Source organism: Archangium sp. (assembly GCF_036388035.1).
GTDB lineage: Bacteria > Myxococcota > Myxococcia > Myxococcales > Myxococcaceae > Archangium.
In genome coordinates this window covers 1-1530 of the sequence record NZ_DASVSO010000276.1, presented here as the reverse complement: position 1 = coordinate 1530, position 1530 = coordinate 1, and the positions used below count along the sequence as shown (strand labels likewise).

Genomic DNA, 1530 nt, shown 5'->3' with positions numbered 1-1530 from the left:
GCGTCCCGGTGTACCCCGTCCACAATGGCGTGGACACGGAGCGCTTCTCCCCCGGCCCGGCCGACGGTGGGCGGCTCGACGCGCTCGCGGGCCTGCCCCCGGCACCCGAGGGCACGGTGCGGCTGGGCTTGGTGGCCACGTACGCGCGCTGGAAGGGGCAGGAGCTGTTCCTCCAGGCGGCGGCGCGCCTGCGGGCCCGGCTCCCCACGCATGCGGTGCGCTTCTACGTGGTGGGCAGCCCCGTGTACCGCACGCCCGGCTCGCAGTACTCCGAGGCGGAGCTGCGCGCCACCGCGCACGCCCTGGGCCTGGAGGGCCACGTGGGCTTCATCCCCTTCCAGGCCGAGCCCTCCGACATCTACCGGGCGCTCGACGGGGTGGTGCATGCCAGCACGCGACCGGAGCCCTTCGGCATGACCATCGTCGAGGCCATGGCGTGCACCCGGGCGGTGGTGGTGTCCGCCGCGGGCGGGGCCGCGGAGCTCGTCCGGCCCGGGGACGACGCGCTGGCCTTCTCACCTGGAGATGTGGAGGGGCTGGCGGAGGCCCTGGCGCGGCTCGTCCGGGAGCCGGAGACGCGCATGCGACTGGGCGAGGAGGCCCGGCGCTCGGTGCTCGCGCGCTTCACCCGCGAGCGCTACGCCGCGCAGGTGCGGGACGTGTACGCGCGGGTACTGGGAGGACGGGCATGAGCGGGCATGGCGAGGACGCGCTCGGCGTCTCCTGGCACCTCCTCACCGGCGAGTTTCCGCCGCAGCCCGGCGGGGTGAGCGACTACACGTGGCAGGTGGCCGAGGCGCTCGCGCGCGAGGGCGTCACCGTCCACGTCTGGGCCCCGGGCGAGCGGCAGGACACCGCCCCCGAGGGCGTCACCGTCCACCGGCTCCCCGAGGGCTTCGGCCCGAGAGGCCTGCGGCGACTGGAGCGCGAGCTGGCGCGGCTGCCCGGCCCCAAGCGGCTGGTGGTGCAGTACGTGCCGCACGCCTTCGGCTACCGGGCGATGAACGTCCCCTTCACGCTGTGGCTCGCGAGCCGCCGGGGAGAGGACGTGTGGCTCTTCTTCCACGAGGTCAGCTTCCCCTGGGGGTGGGACAGGCCGTGGCGCCACAACGTGCTGGGGGCCGTCACGCGGGTGATGGCGGCGATCGTGCTGGCGCGGGCGGAGCGCGTCTTCGTCTCCACGCCCTGGTGGAACGAGCGCCTGCACAAGCCCCCGCGCCGGGCCCCCATCGAGTGGCTGCCCGTGCCGAGCAACCTGCCCACGGCTCCGCCGCCGAGCGCGGTGGAGGCCGCCCGGGCCTCGTTGGGCGTGGGCCCCGACGCCGTGCTGCTCGGCCACCTGGGGACCTACGGCGACCTCATCACGGAGATGCTGGAGGAGGTGCTGCCCGCCCTGCTGCGAGGGGACGCGCGCCGGGTGGTGGTGCTGGCGGGCCGGGGCGGTACGCGCTTCGCCGAGCAGCTCACCGGCCGCCACCCGGAGCTCGCCGGGCGCGTGCGCGCGTTGGGAGGGCTGCCCGGAGACACCCT

Annotated in this window: 2 protein-coding genes; both read left to right on the top strand. The window is 75.7% G+C overall.

Annotated features, from left to right (window positions below; all coding sequences use genetic code 11):
- Positions 1-692: glycosyltransferase family 4 protein (locus VF697_RS11725; protein WP_331094304.1), on the top strand; the 692-nt coding region annotated here is incomplete at its 5' end.
- A partial coding sequence (locus tag VF697_RS11720; RefSeq protein ID WP_331094302.1) for a glycosyltransferase occupies positions 689-1530 on the top strand: 842 nt, incomplete at its 3' end. The genes VF697_RS11725 and VF697_RS11720, both read left to right, overlap by 4 nt.